The sequence below is a fragment of the Kitasatospora sp. NPDC101176 genome, assembly GCF_044768035.1.
GTDB lineage: Bacteria > Actinomycetota > Actinomycetes > Streptomycetales > Streptomycetaceae > Kitasatospora.
This window is the reverse complement of sequence record NZ_JBIWPA010000006.1, coordinates 156,977-173,785: the sequence shown is the minus strand read 5'-3', so window position 1 is coordinate 173,785 and position 16,809 is coordinate 156,977. Positions and strand designations below refer to the sequence as shown.

The window sequence follows — 16,809 nt, the reverse complement described above, 5'->3', positions numbered from 1 at the left end:
AACACAGCCGGAAGGCCCGGCCGTGCCCCCGTGAGGGGTGCGGCCGGGCCTCCGGTCAGACGGTTCAGGCGTCAGTGCGAGTGGCCGTGGCCGCCGTGGGAGTGACCGTTGTCGGCCTCCTCCTCCTTCTTCTCCACCACGAGGGTCTCGGTGGTGAGCAGCAGGGAGGCGATCGAGGCGGCGTTCTCCAGGGCGGAGCGGGTGACCTTGACCGGGTCGATGACGCCGGCCTTCAGCAGGTCGCCGTACTCGCCGGTGGCCGCGTTGTAGCCGTGGCCGGTCTCCAGCTCGGCGACCTTGTGGGTGATGACGTAGCCCTCGAGGCCGGCGTTCTGGGCGATCCAGCGCAGCGGCTCGTGCAGCGCCTTGCGGACGACCGCGACACCGGTCGCCTCGTCGCCCGACAGGCCCAGGCCGTCCTCCAGCACCTTGGCGGCGTGGACGAGGGAGGCGCCACCACCGGCGACGATGCCCTCCTCGACCGCGGCGCGGGTCGCCGAGATGGCGTCCTCGAGGCGGTGCTTGCGCTCCTTCAGCTCCACCTCGGTGGCGGCGCCGACCTTGATGACGCAGACGCCGCCGGCCAGCTTGGCCAGGCGCTCCTGCAGCTTCTCGCGGTCCCAGTCGGAGTCGGTCGCGGCGATCTCGCCCTTGATCTGGGCGACGCGGCCGGCGACGGCCTCGGCGTCACCGGCGCCGTCGACGACGGTGGTCTCGTCCTTGGTGATGGTCACGCGGCGGGCGGTGCCCAGCACGTCCAGGCCGACCTGGTCGAGCTTGAGGCCGACCTCCTCGGAGATGACCGTGCCGCCGGTCAGGGTGGCCAGGTCGCCGAGGATCGCCTTGCGGCGGTCGCCGAAGCCCGGGGCCTTGACGGCGACGGCGTTGAAGGTGCCGCGGATCTTGTTCACCACGAGGGTGGACAGCGCCTCGCCGTCGACGTCCTCGGCGATGATCAGCAGCGGCTTGGAGGCCCCGCCCTGCAGGATCTTCTCCAGCAGCGGCAGCAGCTCCTGGATGGAGGAGATCTTGCCCTGGTTGATCAGGATGTACGGGTCCTCGAGGACCGCCTCCTGACGCTCCGCGTCGGTGACGAAGTACGGCGACAGGTAGCCCTTGTCGAACTGCATGCCCTCGGTGAAGTCCAGCTCCACGCCGAAGGTGTTCGACTCCTCGACGGTGATGACACCGTCCTTGCCGACCTTGTCGATCGCCTCGGCGATCAGCTCGCCGACCTGGGTGTCCTGCGCGGAGAGGGACGCGACGGCGGCGACGTCGTCCTTGCCCTCGATCTCGCGGGCGACGGACAGCAGGTGCTCGGAGACGGCGGCGACGGCCTTGTCGATGCCCTTCTTCAGGGCGGCCGGGCCGGCACCGGCGGCGACGTTGCGCAGGCCCTCGTTGACCAGGGCCTGGGCCAGCACGGTGGCGGTGGTGGTGCCGTCACCCGCGACGTCGTTCGTCTTGGTGGCGACCTCCTTGACGAGCTGCGCGCCGAGGTTCTCGTACGGGTCGTCCAGCTCGACCTCACGGGCGATGGTGACACCGTCGTTGGTGATGGTCGGGGCGCCGAACTTCTTGTCGATGACGACGTTGCGGCCCTTGGGGCCGATGGTCACCTTGACGGTGTCGGCCAGCTTGTTGACACCGCGCTCCAGCGAGCGGCGGGCGTCCTCGTCGAACTGCAGGATCTTCGCCATGTTCCCTATTCCTTCGGGGCTGCGACCGGCCCACCGGTCGCCGGATTACGTGAACCAACGACCACGCCCCGGGCCACTGTCACGAAGTGACGCGGATCCGGGGCGGGTCGGGACGACTTACTTCTCGATGATGGCGAGAACGTCGCGGGCGGAGAGGACGAGGTACTCCTCGCCCTGGTACTTCACCTCGGTGCCGCCGTACTTCGAGTACAGGACGATGTCACCGACGGCGACGTCGAGCGGCAGACGCTGGCCATCCTCGAAGCGGCCCGGGCCGACGGCCAGGACGACGCCCTCCTGGGGCTTCTCCTTGGCGGTGTCCGGGATAACCAGGCCGGAGGCCGTGGTGGTCTCGGCGTCGAGCGGCTGGACCACGATGCGGTCCTCAAGCGGCTTGATGGCAACCTTGCTGCTGGTGGTCACGTCCGAGCTCCCCTTCGGAGATTACGGGGTTTCTAACGGGTAGGAGCGAACCTGCGGGCCTGCCGTCGCGGGGGTCAGGCACGCGTCTTCGCGTTAGCACTCCCCCAGTGGGGAGTGCCAAGGACGACCATAGGCCCGTGTTAGCACTCAGTCAACCAGAGTGCCAACGGCGCGCCCGCGGATCCCGGCAACGGACGGGTGGTCGTACACATGTGCGGCCGGGGAGGCCGGGGAGGCGTCGCCCGGCCCGCTGCCCGGCGCCGTGCCGGTCACCGCCTTCCTGCTCCGCGGCGGCCGGTCCGAAACCGCCGGGCGCCGGCCGGGATCCGAGTCGGCGCCGGCGCCCGGGCTCCGCCCCGCCCTCCCGCTCCGCCGCGGCCGGCCGGGATCCGCGGGGTTCCTCCGGAACCGGTCAGAATGGGCCCGTGGACACCGAGAACCTCCAGCCCCTGCTGACCGCCGAAGGCCAGGCCCTGCTCGCCGAGCTGCGCGAGTTCGCGCCCGAGGAGGAGCTGGCGCTGGCCACCCGGCTGCGGCGGGGGCACCCGGCGGAGCTGGTGTCGGCGGCGTTCGGACAGGCCCGGCTGCGGCAGCGGGCGCGGGCGAAGTTCGGGGCGGACGCCGACCTCATGTACTTCACGCCCAACGGCGTCGAGCAGTCCACCCGGCGCAGCGTGGCCGAGTGGCGGGCGCGCCGCTTCGCCGACCTGGGCGTCCGGCGCCTGGCCGACCTGTGCTGCGGCATCGGCGGGGACGTCCTGGCGCTGGCCCGGGCCGGCATCGAGGTGCTGGCCGTCGACCGGGACCCGGCGGCCTGCGCGGCCACCGCCGCCAACGCGGCCGCGCTGGGCCTGTCCGACCTGGTCCGGGTGGAGTGCGCGGACGTCGCCGACGTGGACGTGACCGGCTACGACGCGGTGTTCACCGACCCCGCCCGGCGGACCGCCCGCGGCCGGGTCTTCGACCCCGAGGCGTACGCCCCGCCGCTGTCCTGGGCGATCGAGGCCGGGCGCCGGACCCCGATCGGCGCGCTGAAGGTCGCCCCGGGCATTCCGCACGAGGCCGTCCCGGCCGACGCCGAGGCGGAGTGGGTCTCCGACCACGGCGACGTCAAGGAGGCGGTGCTCTGGTTCGGCACCGGGGCCTCCCGACCGCACCGCGCCACCCTGCTGCCGCAGGCCGCCAGCCTGACCGGCGGAGACCTGCCCGACCCGCCGGCCGGCCCGGTCGGGCGCTACCTGTACGAGCCGGACGGCGCGGTGATCCGGGCCCACCTGGTGGCCGAGGTGGCCGAGCAGGTGGGCGGCCGGCTGATCGACCCGAAGATCGCCTACCTCACCTCGGACCGCCTGGTCCCCACCCCGTACGCGCACGCCTTCGAGCTCACCGACGTGCTGCCGTTCCACATCAAGAAGCTGAAGGCGCTGCTGCGCGAGCGCGGGGTCGGCACGGTGGTGATCAAGAAGCGCGGGATGGCGATCACCCCGGAGGAGCTGCGCCGCCAGCTCAAGCCCTCGGGCCCGAACTCCGTCACGGTGATCCTCAGCCGCACCGACCACGGCCCGCTGATGATGCTCGGCCACCCGGCCTGACGGGCCGCCGGGCGGCTCCCGGACGGCTCCTAGGAGGCCGGGGGCTGGATGTAGTCCTCCAGCCGGGCCACCGAGAAGCCCTGCTCCTGGATCCGGGCCAGCAGGTCGGCGAACATCTGGGTCATCGTGGCGCCCTTGAGCTCCTTGGGGCCGCGGAAGTGCGCCAGGATGATGTCACCGGACTTCAGCTTCTTGTCGGCCGCCTGGTACTGCATGTCGTGGATCTGCATCGACTCGCGCCACAGCACGATCGCGCGCGGGCCGCACTGCTGCACCGAGGTGTTCAGGGTCGGTGTGTTGGCGCCGTCGCCGAAGGGCGGGCGGAACAGCAGCGGGGCGGTGCCGTACTGCTGGGTGAGCGCGGCCTGGTCGTCGCAGATCTCGGACTTCTGCTTCTCCGGTGGGATCTTGCTCATCACCGGGTGGCTGACGGTGTGGTTCTGGATGTGGTTGCCCAGGGCCTGCAGCGGCTTGAAGTAGCCGTAGTCGTTCTTGACGATGTCCTTGGTCAGGAACATCGAGATCGGCACCTTCAGCTCGGTCAGCATCTCGACGAACTTCGGGTCCTTCTCGGCGCCGTCGTCGATGGTGATGAAGACGACCTTGTCGCTCGTCTTGATGTCGCTGAACACCGGTACGGTGCCCGTCCGTTCGAGCTTGACGGGCTTGTCGGCGGGCGGTGCGGGGGCCGGCGCCAGCGGCTTGAGGTTCCACTTCGCCCAGGCCGCCGCGTCACCGGCCGCCGGGGCGGGGGCGGGCGTGCCGGCCGGGCCGGTCGACGCGGCGCCGCCGGTGGGCTGCGCCACGCCCGCCGAGGTCCCGGCAGGGGCCGGGGCGGCGGTGCCGCCGCCGTTGTCCCCGCATCCGGTGGCCAGGGCCAGCAGGGCCAGCGCCCCCACCGCGTACGTCCTGGTCCTGCTCCGCCCGTCCCTGCTCACCGCACCGCGCTCCCCGGATCCGTCCAGCTTCTTATCAGCTATGCACGGTAACGGGCCGGGTCGCGGTTCCCGGTGAGGCCCTACTCGACGTGTTGACTGGTGAAGGACCAGCGGTGCACCGGGCGGCCGAGCAGTTCGGCCGGCGGCTCGGCGACCGGCACGGCCTCGCCGGCCCACCAGGTGATCAGCAGCACCCGCTCACCGGGCGCGCCGAACAGCTCGGTGCGCTCCAGCCCGGCCGAGCCGCGCAGCGCCGGCAGCGCCACCTCCCGCACCCAGGCGGTGAGTTCGGCCCCGCGGCCGTCGGCGGCCCGGGCCTCCCACATGGCGGCGACGGTCATGCCGCGCCACCGCCGAGGGCGTCGTAGGCCTGGCCGTGCAGGTCCGTGTGCGGGACGTGCACCTCGGTCACCGGCAGCGAGGAGTCGGCGGACAGGTCGAAGGCTGACGGCGTGCGACCGCGCCAGACCATCTCGGAGCCGAGCGCCGCCACCATCGCGCCGTTGTCGGTGCACAGGCCCGGCCGGGGCACCCGCAGCCGGATCCCGGCCCGGTCGCAGCGCTGCTGGGCCATCTCGCGCAGCCGCGAGTTGGCGGCCACCCCGCCGCCGATCATCAGGTGGTCGACGCCGTTCTCCTTGCACGCCTTGACGGCCTTGCGGGTGAGCACGTCGGTGACGGCCTCCTGGAAGGACGCCGCCACGTCGGCGATCGGCACCTCCTCGCCGGCCCGGCGCTTGGCCTCCACCCAGCGGGCGACGGCGGTCTTCAGGCCGGAGAAGGAGAAGTCGTACGCCGGGTCGTTCTTCCCGCTCAGACCCCGCGGGAAGGCGATCGCCTTGCGGTCGCCCTCGCGGGCGGTGCGGTCGACCACCGGGCCGCCCGGGAAGCCCAGGCCGAGCACCCGGGCCACCTTGTCGAAGGCCTCGCCGGCCGCGTCGTCGATGGTCGCGCCGAGCGGCCGGACGTCGGTGGTGATGTCCTCGCTGAGCAGCAGCGAGGAGTGCCCGCCGGAGACCAGCAGCGCCATCGTCGGCGAGGGCAGCCGGCCGTGCTCCAGCTGGTCGACGCAGATGTGCGAGGCGAGGTGGTTGACCCCGTACAGCGGCTTGTCGAGCGCCCAGGCGTACGCCTTGGCGGCGCTGACGCCGACCAGCAGCGCGCCGGCCAGGCCGGGGCCGGCGGTGACCGCGATGCCGTCCAGGTCGCTCGCCTTGACCCCGGCGGTGTCCAGGGCGCGCTGGATGGTGGGGACCATCGCCTCCAGGTGGGCGCGGCTGGCGATCTCCGGGACGACGCCGCCGAAGCGGGCGTGGTCGTTGACGCTGGACGCGACCGCGTCGGCGAGCAGCGTGGTGCCGCGCACGATGCCGACGCCGGTCTCGTCGCAGGAGGTCTCGATGCCGAGGACGAGCGGTTCGTCAGCCATGGCGGGTGTCCTCAATGTCCTTCGGGTCGGTGCTGTCAGTGCTCGGGAGGTCGAGGCGCATCACCAGCGCGTCGACGTTGGCGGGCTGGTAGTAGCCGCGCCGGATGCCCACCGGTTCGAAGCCGTGGCGCTCGTACAGCCGCTGGGCGCGCGGGTTGTCCACCCGCACCTCCAGCAGCAGTTCGGCGCAGCCGCGCCGGGCGGCCTCCCGGATCAGGTCGGTGAGCAGCGCCGTGCCGAGGCCGGCGCCTTGGTGGCGACCGTCGACGGCGATGGTCTGGACGTCGCCCTCGCCGGCGACGGCCATCAGTCCGGCGTAACCGACGATCCTGCCGTCCGCGGCGGTGGCGACGGTGTAGTGGCGGGTGCCGCCGGGGTGGGTCTCGGCCAGTTCGGACCAGTACATCCCGTGGGACCACGCGTCCTCGGGGAAGAGCTCCAGCTCCAGCTCCATCACCGGATCGATGTCCCACCAGCGCATCGGGCGCAGGGTGGTGCCGTGGTTCACGCCGGGAGCACCGCCTTGTAGCCGGCCGGGACCTGGGCGTCCGGGCGGCGCAGGTACAGCGGGACGTTCGGCAGCAGCTCGCGCCCGGCGGCCAGCTCGGCGGCGGCGAAGCCGGCCAGGGCGCCGGCCGACACGTGCTCGGGGCCGTGTGCGCCGGGGAAGGCGTCGGGATAGAGCAGCGCACCGGCCCCGACCGCGCGCGGGCCCGGGGTCAGCTCGGCCGGGCGGTCCACGGCGGGGCCCTCCGTGCGCCGGCCGTCGGCGTCGTACGAGGCCCAGTAGACCTCCTTGCGGCGCGCGTCGGTGGCGACGGTGAACGGCTCCCCGGCCAGGCCCTCGGCGCGCGCCTGGAAGGCGATCGCGTCCAGGGTGCAGACGCCGTGCACCGGCAGTCCGAGCGCGTGGCCGAGCGCGGCGGCGGTCACCAGGCCGACCCGCAGGCCGGTGTAGGGGCCGGGGCCGACGCCCACCGCGATGCCGGTGAGCTGCTGCTTGTCGACGCCGGCCGACCGGAGCACGCCGTCGATCGCGGGCAGGAGCAGTTCGCCGTGGCGCCGGGCGTCGACCTGTTGGGTCTCGGCGAGGACGGCCGTGCCGTCGTGGACGGCGGCGGTGACGGCGGGGGTGGCGGTGTCGAACGCGAGCAGCAGCACGGGTCAAGGTTAGACCGAGGCTGCTCCGACCGGACGATCGGCCGATCGTGAGGGCGTGCCACCGAGGAACACACATCCGATCCGCTGCGACCCGGCCGGGCGGACCTGGCACGATGGGGCCCGTACGTAAAGGGACGGCGGCGGGAGCGCGACGTGGCGAAGATGGGTCCTGGAGTGGTGGTCACGGGGCTGACCCTGGGGGCCCTGGCGGTGGTGAGCCTGCTGGCCTTCCAGGCCAACGGCGCACAGGACCGGGCGGGCGGCGCGAAGCCCGCCGCCAGCACCACGACGTCCAGCGGGCCGGCCGTCTCCGCGACGCCGACCGCGTCGGCGACCCCGACGGTCCCGGCGCTCCCGACGACCTCCGGCAGCGGCACCCGGGTGGTCTACTCGGTCGGCAGCCACTACGTCTGGCTGGTCGACCCGAAGAAGAACCCGCAGGTCGCGGCCGCCTTCCAGGTCACCCCGGGCTCGGTCGAGCCCGCCCCGGGCAGCTACGCGGTCTACAGCCGCACGCCCAACACCACCGGCACGGACGGCCGGCCGATCGAGCACGTGGTGCGCTTCGCGCAGCAGAACGGCGTGGTGTTCGGCTTCAGCGCCGCCATGGACGGCGCGACGGTGACCGCCGACCCGAAGGCCAAGACCGGCGGCATCCGCAGCGGCCGACCGGACGGTCAGCTGCTCTGGGACTTCGCACCGAACGGCACCAAGGTGGTCGTGGTCGCCTGACGGCGGGTCGCGGTGGCCCGGCGCCGGATCACGCGGCCCGGGGAGCTCCGCTCTCCGGCTCCACGGCCGGGCGGGGTTCCGGCTCGGGCGGGGTGGACACCGCCTCGGCGGCCGCGCAGGCGGCCAGCAGGGCCCGCATCGGCGCCCCCTGGGCGCGACGGGCGGACTCTCCGGCCCCGGTGCCGCGCACGGCGCGCTCCGGGGCGGGGGTGGTGCTCGACATGGCGCCTCCCTAGTTAGGCAGACCTAACCGCAGCAACCATCCCACCACGCCCGGCACCCCGCCCGCAACACTTCCCGACAGCCTGTCGGCAAAACGGCGCACGCCCGGGGTGGGCGCCCCGTCACGCGCCGATCGCCCCGGAGCCCCCGGAGCCCGGGCATCCCCCGGACGCCCGCACGCCCGGACGGCTCAGGCGAGCGCCTCCAGGGCGACACCCGTCCAACGCGGGCCGACGCCCGTCAGCAGCACCCGGCGGGGGTCCAGGTCGTCCCCGTCGGCGCCGTCGCCCAGGGCGCGCTCGATCCGCACCTCCAGACGGTCGTCGGACAGCCGCTCGACCTTGCCCTCGCCCCACTCGACCACGACCACGGACTCGGGCAGCGAGACGTCCAGGTCGAGGTCCTCCATCTCGTCCAGGTCCCCGCCGAGCCGGTACGCGTCCACGTGGACCAGCGCCGGGCCGCCGACCAGCGACGGGTGCACCCGGGCGATCACGAAGGTCGGCGAGGTCACCGCGCCGCGGACCTGCAGCCCCTCCCCCAGGCCGCGGGTCAGCGTGGTCTTCCCCGCCCCCAGCTCACCGGAGAGCAGCACCAGGTCGCCCGGCCGCAGCAGGGCGGCCAGCTCCCGGCCGAGCCGGCCCATCCGCTCCGGGGTGGGGACGGTCAGAGTGGCGTGCGTGCCCATGCGCGTGTCGTGCCCTTCGGTCCGTGCGGCGCGCCGACCACCGGCCGCCCCCGCTACCGTGCCACATCACCGGCCCGGCGTGCGCCGCGCGGGGGCCCGCGGCGGCGGGCCGGGGCTCAGGACGGATCGAGGACGGCACCGGGCGGCGGTGCGGCCCCCGGCGGCGGCGCGGCGCCGGCGAAGTCCGCGGCCCGGCGCAGCAGCGCCGTCAGCTCCTGGTCGACCAGCTCCGGGCACTCCAGCATCACCAGGTGTCCGGCCCCCTCCGCGAGGACGAGCTCGGCGCCCGGCAGCCGCTCGGCCATCGCCTCGCTGTGCGCCGAGGGCGTCAGCAGGTCCTTCGTGCCGGCCAGCACCAGCGCCGGCAGGCCGCGCAGGGCGGCCAGCGCCCCGTACTTCTCGTGCGCCCCGAAGACCGGGTAGAACTCGGCGACCACGTCGATCGGGGTGGCGTCCAGCAGCTGCTCGGCGAAGCGCACCACGCCGGGGTCGACGTCCCGGCCGCCGAAGGAGAACCGCCGGTAGAAGACGGCGGCGACGTCCGCGCCCAGCCGCCTGGTCGCCTCCACCAGCTCGACCTGGCGGCCGAGCGCCCGCATCACCCCGGGGGCGACCCGCTTGAACAGCTTCGCGCCGGCCGACGGCAGGCCGAGGCTGACCTCGTTCCAGTCCCCCGCCAGGGTGCCGATCAGGGCCACCCCGGCGACGCGCTCCCGGAACAGCTCCGGGAACTGGTCGGCCAGCGCCATCACCGTCATGCCGCCCATCGAGTGGCCGACCAGCACCAGCGGCCCGGTCGGGGCGACGGCGTCGATCACGGCCTTGAGGTCGCCGCCCAGCTGGTCGATGCTGGCCGGCTCACCGGCCAGGAAGGAGCGGGAGCGCTCGGAGCGGCCGTGGCTGCGCTGGTCCCAGAAGACCAGCCGGGCGCTCTCGCGCAGTGCGGCCCGCTGGAAGTGCCAGCTGTCCTGGTTGAGGCAGTAGCCGTGGCAGAACACCACCGTCAGCGGCTCGGCGCCGGTGCCGGCGGCTCCGGACGGCTCGGCGGCGAGGCCGTCCAGCTCGACGTACAGCTCGGTGCCGTCCGGTGCGGCCACCCGGCGCGGGCGCCCGCGCAGCGAACCGTAGGGAGCCTCGGCGTCCAGCTGGGCGCGGGCCCGGCGGCGGGTCGCCCGGGCGCCGGTCAGCCGCTCGATCGCCACGCCCGCGGCCGCACCGGCTGCCAGCACGCCGACCGAGATCCCGATCACGCCCGCCCGGCTCACCCCGGAGGCCGCACCGGCCGCCTTGGCCACCGCCGCGACCGGGCTGCTCCCGTCCGGTCCCTCCGTCATGCCGTCAGGCCCGCGAGGTGGCTGCCGCCCAGGTAGCGGCGCGGCACCCGGGCGCCGATCCGGGTGACGATCTCGTACGAGATGGTGCCGCAGGCCCGGCCCCAGTCCTCGGCGGTCGGCTCCCCGCGCTCGCCGCTGCCGAACAGCAGCACCTCGTCGCCGACCTCGGGGACGTCCCCGCCCAGGTCCACGACGAACTGGTCCATCGCCACCCGGCCGGCCACGGTGCGCCACTTGCCGCCGATCTGCACCGGTCCGGTGCCGCTGGCGTGCCGCGGGACGCCGTCTCCGTAGCCGACCGGGACCAGGCCCAGCGTGGTCGGGCCCGGCGTCACGTAGTGGTGGCCGTAGCTGACGCCGTGCCCGCCCGGGACGTGCTTGACCAGCGCCAGCCGCGCGGTCAGCGCCATCACCGGGCGCAGCCCGAAGTCCGCCGGCGAGCCCACCTCGGGCACCGGCGACAGCCCGTACGCGGCCAGGCCGGTGCGGACCATGTCGAAGTGCGAGCCCGGCAGCAGCAGGGTGGCCGGCGAGTTCGCCAGGTGCCGCACCTCGGGTCGCAGCCCGGCCGCCTCGGCCTGCTCCAGCGCAACCTGGAAGGAGTCCAGCTGGGCCTGGATCGACGGGTGCCCCGGTTCGTCGGCGGCGGCGAAGTGCGACCAGACGCCGACCACGGTCAGCAGCCCCTCGGCCTCGGCGTGGCGGGCCGCCGCCACCAGCCGCGGCCAGTCGTGCGGCTGGCAGCCGTTGCGGCCCAGGCCGGTGTCCGCCTTCAGGTGCACCCGGGCCGGGACGCCGGTCTCCCGGACGGCGGGCAGCAGCTCGTCCAGCGCCCACTGGCCGCTGACCGAGATGTCGAGGTCCGCACGCAGCGCCTCCCGCCACGGCCCGCCCGGCGTCCACAGCCAGCACAGGATCCGGGCCTGCTCCGGGCGGATGCCCGCGGCCCGCAGCGCCAGCGCCTCCTCGGGCGTGGCGCAACCGAGCCAGCCGACCCCGTTCGCGACCGCCTCGCGGGCGCACTCGACCGCGCCGTGGCCATAGGCGTCCGCCTTGACCGCGAGCATCACCGCCGCGCTGCCGACGCGTTCGCGCAGCGCGGCGAGGTTGCCGCGCAGGGCGGCCAGATCGATGGTCGCCTCGGCCCGTACGCCGTCGGTGAGGGTGGCCGTGCCGGTCGTGTTCGCAGTTGTCATCAGGGTCAGTCTCCCAGACGTCCCGGAGTCCTCGCCGAACGGCCCGTCGGCGCGGCGGCCGGCGCCCGGCCTCCCCGCACCGCGCCGACCTGCGCAGGACCGCTCGTCACCCTGTTCCGGACGCCCGGGACGGACGGGTCGGTTCCGCTCCCCCGCCGCCCGTTCAGCCCCGCCGGACGGACCGCCAGGCTCCGGGCAGCGCCTCCGCGACCCCGAGCGCCGTCACCGGCGCGCCCGGCTCGCCCGCCGCCTCCCGGCCCGCCAGGCCGTGCAGGTAGGCCGCCACCGAGGCGGCGTCCAGCGGAGCCAGACCGGCCGCCAGCAGGGAGCCCGCCAGGCCCGCCAGGACGTCCCCGCTGCCTGCGGTGGCCAGCCAGGAGCTGCCGGTCGGGTTGACCCGGACGGCGCCGCCCGGGTCGGCGACCACCGTGGTGGAGCCCTTCAGCAGGACCGTCGCCCGGTAGGCGGCCGCCAGCCGGCGGGCGGTGGCCAGTCGGGTGGCCGCCAGCGCGTCGGCGCTCGGCGGCGCGGCGCCGTCGGCGCCGGCGAGGAGGCGGGCGGCCTCGCCGGTGTGCGGGGTGAGCAGGGTCGGGGCCGTCCGACCGGCCAGCGCGTCCGGGCCGAGCCGGGCCAGTTCGGTCAGCCCGTCCGCGTCCACCAGCACCGGGACGTCGGCCGCCAGCGCCTCGGCCAGCGCCTGCCGCGCGCCGTCGCCGCCGCCCGGGCCGACCACCCACGCCTGAACCCGGCCCGCGCCGGCCGGTCCGCCCTCGGTGACCAGCGCCTCCGGGAACCGCCGCACCACCTCCTCGGCCGCCGTGCCGACGTACCGGACGGCGCCGGCGCCCCCGCGCAGCGCCCCGGCGACCGCCAGCACGGCCGCGCCCGGGTACGTCGCCGAGCCGGCCGCCACCCCCACGACGCCGCGCCGGTACTTGTCGCTCTCCGCGCCCGGCCGCGGCAGCAGCGCCGCCACGTCCGCGTGCTGCAGGGCCGTCACCTCGGGCTCGGGCGGCTCCAGTCCGATCCCGACCAGCTGGACGGCGCCCGCGTAGGAGGCCCCCGGGTCCACCAGCAGGCCGGGCTTGTAGGTTCCGAAGCAGACCGTGACGTCCGCCCGCAGCGCCACGCCGGGCACCTCGCCGGTGTCGGCGTCCACGCCGCTGGGCAGGTCGACGGCCACCACCGTCCCGCGCCGCCCGGCACGGGCGTAGGGCACGGCCCCGGGGCGCAGCCCGCCACGGCCCCCGATGCCGACGATGCCGTCCAGCACGAGGTCCGCGCACGAGAAGTCGGCCAGGCCGACTTCCTGATCCACCACCACCCGCCCGCCGGCGGCCCGCACCGCGGCCAGCCCGCCCGCGTGCACCCGCTCCGGCGCGAGCAGCACCGCCGTCACCCGCGCCCCGCGCCGGGCCAGTGCCGCCCCGGCGTACAGGGCGTCACCCCCGTTGCCCCCGCCGCCCGCCAGCACCACCACCCGGCTGCCGTACACCCGCCCGCGGACCCGGGTCAGCAGCCGGGCGCAGGTCGCGGCCAGCCCGGCCGCCGCGCGCTGCATCAGCGTCCCCTCCGGCAGCCGGGCGATCAGCTCGCCCTCGGCGGCCCGGACGACTTCGACGCGATGGGCGTGGCGCATGCGAGGGCTCCTTCAGCGGTCGGCTCCCACCGACGCTAGCCCGCGCCCCCGCCCCGCGGGAGCCCGCCCTGCGGCACACTTTCGAGTGACACCCACGTCGATCCCCCGCCCGCGCCGGTTCGTACCCCTGGTTTGTCGCCCGGCACGGACCCACAGGAGGGAGAAGGGCCATGGTCGCCATGCCGGCAATCGAGCACCCGATGGGCGAGGACAACCTCCTCCAGGCGTTCCTGGAGCTGGACACCCCGATGGGCAGCAAGGCCGAGTTCATCGAAGGGGAGATCATCGTGACGCCACCGCCGGACGGAGCCCACGAAACGGCGTTCTCACTGCTCGCCAGGCAGTTCTTCCGCAAGGCGGCGATCGATCTGGACCTCTCGGGGAACAAGGGTCTGATCGTGTCGCCCAAGAACCGTTTCATTCCCGACGGCACGGTGAGCCCGGTCGGCCACTTCGAGAACGCGGACTCCTGGGCCCCGGCCGGGGGTGTCCTGCTCGTCTTCGAGATCACCTCGACCAACCCGCACAAGGACCGCGAATCCAAGCGCAGGGGCTACGCCACCGCTGAGATCCCCTGCTACCTGCTGATCGACCGCGGCCAGGGCATGGTCACGCTGTTCACCCACCCTCAGGACGGCGACTATGTCACTCGCACCCAGGTCGAGTTCGGCAAGTCGATCGACCTGCCCGCCCCGTTCTCGTTCGCGCTCGACACGGCGCCCCTGCGGTAGGACGCAGCCACCGCAGGGGCGCCGTTGCCGACGAGCGCGTGCTACTCGACGGTGACCGACTTCGCCAGGTTGCGCGGCTGGTCGACCTCGTGGCCCTTGGCCGTGGCCAGCTCGCAGGCGAAGACCTGCAGCGGGACGGTGGAGACCAGCGGCTGCAGCAGCGTCGGGGTGGCCGGGATGCGGATCAGGTGGTCCGCGTACGGGACGACCGCCTCGTCGCCCTCCTCGGCGATGACGATGGTGCGGGCGCCGCGGGCCCGGATCTCCTGGATGTTGGAGACGATCTTGTCGTGCAGGATCGAGCGGCCGCGCGGCGAGGGCACGACCACGACGACCGGCAGGCCCTCCTCGATCAGCGCGATCGGACCGTGCTTGAGCTCGCCCGCCGCGAAGCCCTCGGCGTGCATGTACGCCAGCTCCTTGAGCTTGAGCGCGCCCTCCAGGGCCACCGGGAAGCCGACGTGGCGGCCGAGGAACAGCACCGAGCGGGCGTCGGCCAGGGAGCGGGCCAGCTCGCGCACCGGCTCCATGGTCTCCAGCACCTGCTCCACCTGCTTCGGCGCGTCGCCGAGCTCGCGGATGATGGTGAAGATCTCGTCGCCCCACTTGGTGCCGCGGACCTGGCCCAGGTACAGGGCGACCAGGTAGCAGGCCACCAGCTGGGTCAGGAACGCCTTGGTGGAGGCGACGGCGACCTCGGGGCCGGCGTGCGTGTAGAGCACGGCGTCCGACTCGCGCGGGATGGTGGAGCCGTTGGTGTTGCAGATCGCCAGCACCTTGGCGCCCTGCTCGCGGGCGTGCCGCAGCGCCATCAGCGTGTCCATGGTCTCGCCGGACTGCGAGATGGCGATGACCAGCGTGCCCGGGCCCATGATCGGGTCGCGGTAGCGGAACTCGGACGCGACCTCGACCTCGCAGGGGATGCGGGTCCAGTGCTCGATCGCGTACTTGGCGATCATGCCGGCGTGGAACGCGGTGCCGCAGGCGACGATGACGACCTTGTCGACCGAACGCAGGTCGGCGTCCGAGATGCGCAGCTCGTCGAGGGTGAGCCGGCCGTCGGTGCCGATCCGGCCGAGGAGGGTGTCGGCGACGGCCTTCGGCTGCTCGGCGATCTCCTTGAGCATGAAGTAGTCGTAGCCGCCCTTCTCGGCGGCCGAGGCGTCCCAGTCCACGTGGTACTCGCGCACGTCGGCCGGGGTGCCGTCGAAGTTGGTGACGGTCACGCCCTCCCGGCGCAGCTCGACGACCTGGTCCTGGCCCAGCTCGATCGCCTCGCGGGTGTGCGCGATGAACGCGGCGACGTCGGAGGCGAGGAAGTTCTCGCCCTCGCCGCGCCCGACCACCAGCGGCGAGTTGCGACGGGCGCCGACGACGACGTCCGGCGCGTCCGCGTGCACGGCCACCAGGGTGAACGCGCCGTCCAGGCGGCGGCAGACCACCCGCATGGCCTCGGCGAGGTCGCCCTGGTAGGCCTCGCCCAGCAGGTGGGCGACGACCTCGGTGTCGGTCTCGGAGCGGAGGGTGTGGCCGCGCTCGGCGATCTCGGCGCGCAGCTGCGCGAAGTTCTCGATGATGCCGTTGTGGACGACGGCGACCCGCAGGTCGTCGTCCAGGTGGGGGTGGGCGTTGGCGTCCGTCGGGCCGCCGTGGGTGGCCCAGCGGGTGTGGCCGATGCCGGTGGTGCCGCCGGGCAGAGGGGTCTCGGCGAGCGACTTCTCCAGGTTGGCGAGCTTGCCGGCCCGCTTGTCGGTGACCAGACTCCACTGCCCGTCGGAGTCCTGCGCCTGCACCGCGACACCGGCCGAGTCGTAGCCCCGGTACTCCAGTCGCTGCAGGCCTGCGATTACTACGTCGAGGGCGGACTGCGCGCCCACGTATCCAACAATTCCGCACATGCGTGCCAGCATAAGGGCGGTTCTGGGGCCCTTTTCCCGCCTTGGGGGAACAGTGCGTGACCGACACCACAACCACCGTGAACGCCGCTACGGCTCACAATGGAGCATGTGCTGACCGAACTCTGTACGCGGGGCGCCACCTCGGCCGGCCCGTCGCCGTCCCCCTACGTGGACCTCAGCCGGGCCGAGTGGAGCGCGCTGCGCGAGCGCACGCCGCTGCCGCTGACCGCCGAGGAGGTGGAGCGGCTGCGCGGACTCGGCACGGCCCTCGACCTGGACGAGGTGCGCGACGTCTACCTGCCGCTGTCCCGGCTGCTCAACCTGTACATCCACGCCACGCACGACCTGCGCGGCGCGCTGGGCACCTTCCTGGACACGCCGGACACCGAGCGCACCCGCACGCCGTTCATCATCGGCGTGGCCGGCTCGGTCGCGGTCGGCAAGTCGACCACCGCCCGTCTGCTGCAGGCCCTGCTCGCCCGCTGGCCCGAGCACCCGCGGGTCGAACTGGTCACCACCGACGGCTTCCTGCTCCCCAACGCCGAGCTGCGCCGCCGCGGCCTGATGGCCCGCAAGGGCTTCCCCGAGTCGTACGACCGCCGGGCGCTGATGCGCTTCGTCGCGGACGTGAAGGCGGGCAAGGACCGCGTCACCGCCCCGGTGTACTCGCACCTGGTGTACGACATCGTGCCGGACGAGCGGCTCACCGTGGAGCGCCCGGACATCCTGATCGTCGAGGGCCTGAACGTCCTGCAGCCGGCGCTGCCCGGCACCGACGGGCGGACCCGGCTGGCGGTGGCCGACTACTTCGACTTCTCGATCTACGTCGACGCCCGCACCGACGACATCGAGCACTGGTACCTGGACCGGTTCCGCAAGCTCCGTCAGACCGCCTTCCAGGACCCGAACTCCTACTTCCGCCGCTTCACCGAGGTGCCGGAGGAGGAGGCGATGGAGTACGGCCGGCAGGTCTGGCGCACCATCAACCGGCCCAACCTGCTGGAGAACGTGCTGCCCACCAGGGGCCGGGCCACCCTGATCCTGCAGAAGGGCTCGGACCACAAGGTCCGCCGGGCGCTGCTGCGCAAGCTCTGACGGCCCGCGCCGAGGAGCGCCCGCACCGCTA

Annotated in this window: 17 protein-coding genes; 4 read left to right on the top strand and 13 right to left on the bottom strand. The window is 74.0% G+C overall.

Annotated elements, in window-relative coordinates; genetic code table 11:
- Positions 1–71 precede the first annotated feature (71 nt).
- Both groL and groES read right to left on the bottom strand, forming a co-directional pair.
- Positions 72–1,700, bottom strand: a complete 1,629-nt coding sequence (gene groL, locus ACIRS1_RS12450) for a chaperonin GroEL (RefSeq protein WP_360209031.1) — start codon at positions 1,698–1,700, stop codon at positions 72–74.
- Between the two features lie 117 nt (positions 1,701–1,817).
- On the bottom strand, positions 1,818–2,123 hold the full coding sequence (gene groES, locus ACIRS1_RS12445) for a co-chaperone GroES (protein ID WP_014136232.1): 306 nt from the start codon (positions 2,121–2,123) through the stop codon (positions 1,818–1,820).
- Positions 2,124–2,548: 425 nt separating this feature from the next.
- Here groES and ACIRS1_RS12440 point away from each other — a divergent pair, with 425 nt between their 5' ends.
- Entirely contained in the window at positions 2,549–3,715 is a 1,167-nt protein-coding gene (locus ACIRS1_RS12440) for a THUMP-like domain-containing protein (RefSeq protein WP_360209033.1), read from the top strand.
- Between the two features lie 29 nt (positions 3,716–3,744).
- On the opposite strand, the gene ACIRS1_RS12435 is transcribed toward ACIRS1_RS12440, so the two are convergent.
- The 5 genes from ACIRS1_RS12435 to tsaB all read right to left on the bottom strand — a co-directional run bounded on the left by ACIRS1_RS12435 (position 3,745) and on the right by tsaB (position 7,243).
- On the bottom strand, positions 3,745–4,653 hold the full coding sequence (locus tag ACIRS1_RS12435) for a polysaccharide deacetylase family protein (RefSeq protein ID WP_402838813.1): 909 nt from the start codon (positions 4,651–4,653) through the stop codon (positions 3,745–3,747).
- Positions 4,654–4,733: 80 nt separating this feature from the next.
- Positions 4,734–4,994, bottom strand: coding sequence for a hypothetical protein (locus ACIRS1_RS12430; protein WP_396316932.1), 261 nt, complete (start codon positions 4,992–4,994; stop codon positions 4,734–4,736).
- Positions 4,991–6,082 carry a tRNA (adenosine(37)-N6)-threonylcarbamoyltransferase complex transferase subunit TsaD gene (gene tsaD / locus ACIRS1_RS12425; protein ID WP_402838810.1) on the bottom strand — a complete coding sequence of 364 codons (1,092 nt, stop codon included), beginning with the start codon at positions 6,080–6,082 and terminating at the stop codon, positions 4,991–4,993. Before tsaD ends, ACIRS1_RS12430 begins: the two co-directional genes overlap by 4 nt.
- A complete protein-coding gene (gene rimI, locus ACIRS1_RS12420; protein WP_387901310.1) occupies positions 6,075–6,563 on the bottom strand; it encodes a ribosomal protein S18-alanine N-acetyltransferase in 489 nt (162 codons plus the stop codon). The genes tsaD and rimI overlap by 8 nt, the downstream gene beginning before the upstream one ends.
- Before the next feature lie 23 nt (positions 6,564–6,586).
- Positions 6,587–7,243, bottom strand: a complete 657-nt coding sequence (gene tsaB / locus ACIRS1_RS12415; protein ID WP_387901140.1) for a tRNA (adenosine(37)-N6)-threonylcarbamoyltransferase complex dimerization subunit type 1 TsaB — start codon at positions 7,241–7,243, stop codon at positions 6,587–6,589.
- 162 nt (positions 7,244–7,405) lie between these two features.
- Here tsaB and ACIRS1_RS12410 point away from each other — a divergent pair, with 162 nt between their 5' ends.
- Positions 7,406–7,975, top strand: coding sequence for a hypothetical protein (locus ACIRS1_RS12410; RefSeq protein WP_360209228.1), 570 nt, complete (start codon positions 7,406–7,408; stop codon positions 7,973–7,975).
- 28 nt (positions 7,976–8,003) lie between these two features.
- Here ACIRS1_RS12410 and ACIRS1_RS12405 read toward each other — a convergent pair whose 3' ends face one another.
- The 5 genes from ACIRS1_RS12405 to ACIRS1_RS12385 all read right to left on the bottom strand — a co-directional run bounded on the left by ACIRS1_RS12405 (position 8,004) and on the right by ACIRS1_RS12385 (position 13,054).
- Positions 8,004–8,198 (bottom strand): hypothetical protein, encoded by a 195-nt coding sequence (locus tag ACIRS1_RS12405; RefSeq protein ID WP_360209046.1) that lies wholly within the window; start codon positions 8,196–8,198, stop codon positions 8,004–8,006.
- Between the two features lie 189 nt (positions 8,199–8,387).
- Entirely contained in the window at positions 8,388–8,885 is a 498-nt protein-coding gene (gene tsaE / locus ACIRS1_RS12400) for a tRNA (adenosine(37)-N6)-threonylcarbamoyltransferase complex ATPase subunit type 1 TsaE (protein ID WP_360209048.1), read from the bottom strand.
- A 116-nt stretch (positions 8,886–9,001) separates the two neighbouring features.
- Positions 9,002–10,219, bottom strand: a complete 1,218-nt coding sequence (locus tag ACIRS1_RS12395) for an alpha/beta fold hydrolase (protein ID WP_402838807.1) — start codon at positions 10,217–10,219, stop codon at positions 9,002–9,004.
- On the bottom strand, positions 10,216–11,415 hold the full coding sequence (alr, locus tag ACIRS1_RS12390) for an alanine racemase (protein ID WP_360209052.1): 1,200 nt from the start codon (positions 11,413–11,415) through the stop codon (positions 10,216–10,218). Before alr ends, ACIRS1_RS12395 begins: the two co-directional genes overlap by 4 nt.
- Positions 11,416–11,578: 163 nt before the next feature.
- Positions 11,579–13,054, bottom strand: coding sequence for an NAD(P)H-hydrate dehydratase (locus ACIRS1_RS12385; protein WP_402838805.1), 1,476 nt, complete (start codon positions 13,052–13,054; stop codon positions 11,579–11,581).
- Positions 13,055–13,233: 179 nt separating this feature from the next.
- Here ACIRS1_RS12385 and ACIRS1_RS12380 point away from each other — a divergent pair, with 179 nt between their 5' ends.
- Positions 13,234–13,785 (top strand): Uma2 family endonuclease, encoded by a 552-nt coding sequence (locus ACIRS1_RS12380; RefSeq protein ID WP_402838804.1) that lies wholly within the window; start codon positions 13,234–13,236, stop codon positions 13,783–13,785.
- A gap of 41 nt (positions 13,786–13,826) precedes the next feature.
- Here ACIRS1_RS12380 and glmS read toward each other — a convergent pair whose 3' ends face one another.
- Positions 13,827–15,683 carry a glutamine--fructose-6-phosphate transaminase (isomerizing) gene (glmS, locus tag ACIRS1_RS12375; protein WP_360209060.1) on the bottom strand — a complete coding sequence of 619 codons (1,857 nt, stop codon included), beginning with the start codon at positions 15,681–15,683 and terminating at the stop codon, positions 13,827–13,829.
- Between the two features lie 99 nt (positions 15,684–15,782).
- Here glmS and coaA point away from each other — a divergent pair, with 99 nt between their 5' ends.
- Complete coding sequence (gene coaA, locus ACIRS1_RS12370; RefSeq protein ID WP_360209062.1) at positions 15,783–16,778, top strand: type I pantothenate kinase; 996 nt, start codon at positions 15,783–15,785, stop codon at positions 16,776–16,778.
- Positions 16,779–16,809 lie beyond the last annotated feature (31 nt).